The sequence below is a fragment of the Pseudoalteromonas sp. Isolate3 genome (assembly GCF_022398505.1).
Classification (GTDB): domain Bacteria; phylum Pseudomonadota; class Gammaproteobacteria; order Enterobacterales; family Alteromonadaceae; genus Pseudoalteromonas; species Pseudoalteromonas apostichopi.
Genome location: NZ_JAKEVN010000217.1, coordinates 1 through 2,647, shown reverse-complemented (window position 1 = coordinate 2,647; position 2,647 = coordinate 1). Strand labels below are relative to the sequence as shown.

The window sequence follows — 2,647 nt, the reverse complement described above, 5'->3', positions numbered from 1 at the left end:
GAAGCTAGCGGTGATGACCTAGGTCATCACCGCTTTTTTTTAGAAGCTATAAGTGATGTTACCGTAAATAAAACGGCCATCTAAGCTGTATGGCGCAAAGCCACTATAAGGGAAAATTTGGTTGAAATCGCTATAACCAATATTACTTACAGTATCTTGAGGATACTGATCAAACAGGTTATTAGCGCCTAATGCGAACTTCCACTGCTCATCAGGGCGGTAAGCCACTTCTAAGTCAGCAATCCATTTAGCATCAAGTACTTCATCACCTTCAGGTGTGCTTGATGTATCCACCACTTCACCGTAACGCGTGGCACGAAGTGTTGTTTGGAAGTTTTCATAATCCCATGTTGCAGATAAGTTCCACTTATTTGCTGGGGTGCCTTCTTCAAAGCGGGTTATTTCACGGCGCGCAAAGTATTCGTAGCTATCACCAAGCGCTTCAAGCTCTGCTGGGTTTTCTTTAACATTCGTCACTTCAGTGTCGTTAAAGTTAACCGCAGCACTTAAGCGTAAATCACCATATTTTTCTAAGCCTAATGAGTAAGTCGCAACAATATCAACACCTTGCGTACGTGAATCAATGGCATTAGTAAAGTAACGAACACGCTGTGTATTTACTTCGCCTGCTTCGGCTAAAATCGCTTCAACTTCTGGGCCACTTAAGTTTTCAGATAATACAATACGGTCGTCTATTTCAATGCGATATGCATCAAGGGTTAAGCTAAAACCACCTTGGGTAAAGATAAAGCCCGCAGTCATGTTGACTGATTCTTCTGCATCAAGGTCACGAGCACCCAGTGCACGCGCCGCAGGTTCATCAACAGGGAACAAACCAACCTCACTTGGAATACCATTTTCAAATACCGTGCTTACCGATTTGTAAGACGTTTGTGCAAGTGATGGCGCTCTAAATCCAGTACTAATAGCACCACGTAGAGACAATGATTCATTCACGCTGTAACGAGAAGCCAGTTTTGATGTAAAAGTACTACCAAAGTCACTGTAATCTTCAAAGCGGCCAGCGAGAACCACATTCCAGTCGCTTGTAAGGTAGGTATCAAACTCAGCAAAAATAGCGACATTATGGCGGCTTTTATCGGTTGCACTGTCAGGTGAAAAGCCTGCTAAAACTTGTGCACCACCGGCAGCAACAGGGTTGCCATCGTCATCTAATACAGTTAGGTAAGAGGCTGTTTCACCTGCTTTAATTTGGTAGTTTTCGTGACGATACTCAGCACCAATGGTGACAAACACATCATCAGGTAAACCTAAGTCTAGCGTGTTGCTAGCATCCATGTTCGCTAGGTATTGCTCGTACACAAGCGCACCGTTATCAAACTCTGTTGGGCTATTTACGCCCATTGAAGTGTTTAAACTATTGCTAACACCTAAACCAAAGTCATTACGACCATAATTAGTGCTTACATCCCAAGCCCAATCATTAGTTTCGCCATTTAGACCAATCGCAAATGAGTAGTCATCTACGTCGGTATCAATTTGTGGTAAGAAACCGTCAGGATATACTTCAGGTAAGTTACGAGAGTCTTTCGCACGACGATAAAAACCACCTGAATTACCTTTACGGTTTGAGTAACTTGCAAATGAGTAAAGCGATAGTGAGTTATCAAACTCATAACCTAGGTTATAAAAAAGCGCGAAGTCTTCGATAGCGGCTTTACCAAAGCGGTGGTTATAGCGGTCAAAGTCAAATTCGCGCGAATCTAAATTGCCATTCTCATCACGGCTATATTGCTCACGTGCATCAAAACCAGAGCGGTTTGTTGGCTCGTTATTGCGTGACTCAATCGACACGTTAATAAAACCGTTATCGCCCAGCGCAAAGCCCGCATTAGCACTTGCTGTGCGCGAAATGCCGTCGTTTACTTCACGGTCGCTGCCAGTTTCAAAGCTTAGGTTTTCTTCGCTATCAGTTGTAGTGTTTAGTAGCTGAGGAGAGCCTGCCATTTGAGTGTCGTACTCACCGTATGTGTAGCTTACACTACCGCCTTCATCGGCATCTTTTAGTACAATGTTAATTACACCAGCAATCGCGTCAGAACCATATTGCGCGGCAGCGCCATCACGCAGTACTTCTACGCGCTTAATTGCTGAGGTAGGAATATTATTTAAATCAACCGCCGTTGAGCCACGACCCACTGTGCCACCTAAATTTAATAGGGCACCCGCATGGCGGCGTTTACCGTTGACTAATATCAGTGTGTGATCAGGGGCAAGGCCACGTAATACGGCAGGTTTTGCGTGGTCAGTACCATCAGCAATGGTGGCGCTAGGGTAGTTAAAACTAGGTAATTGAGAGGCAAGTACTTGGCTAATTTCAAGCTGACCTGTGCTTGCTAAATCGCGGCTTGTTAATAAATCAACCGGAACAGTACTTTCAGATAGGCTACGTAAACTACGACGTGTGCCCGTCACTGAAATAACTTCAATATCTTTTGCTGTATTTTCAGCAGGTTGCTCAGCAGCGATTGCAGTCACTGATGCAGCAAGCGTACTTGCGATTGCAAGTTGCAAAGGTAATTTTTTGAATAATGTCATTTTTGATTCCCATCTGACTTATCTATTTTAGCGCAGTGTAAAACGCATAATGGGAACAAACAAATAACATAAAAGTATAGTATATGTG

At 43.6% G+C, this 2,647-nt stretch carries 1 protein-coding gene; it reads right to left on the bottom strand.

Annotation, left to right across the window (positions count from 1 at the left end):
- Nucleotides 1-39: 39 nt before the first annotated feature.
- Entirely contained in the window at nucleotides 40-2,559 is a 2,520-nt protein-coding gene (locus tag L1D46_RS20290; RefSeq protein WP_239978138.1) for a TonB-dependent receptor, read from the bottom strand.
- Nucleotides 2,560-2,647: the final 88 nt, after the last annotated feature.

Coding starts and splice junctions, on each gene's coding strand:
- L1D46_RS20290 (WP_239978138.1), bottom strand. CDS start 2,559: ATGACATTATTCAAAAAATTACCTTTGCAACTTGCAATCGCAAGTACG.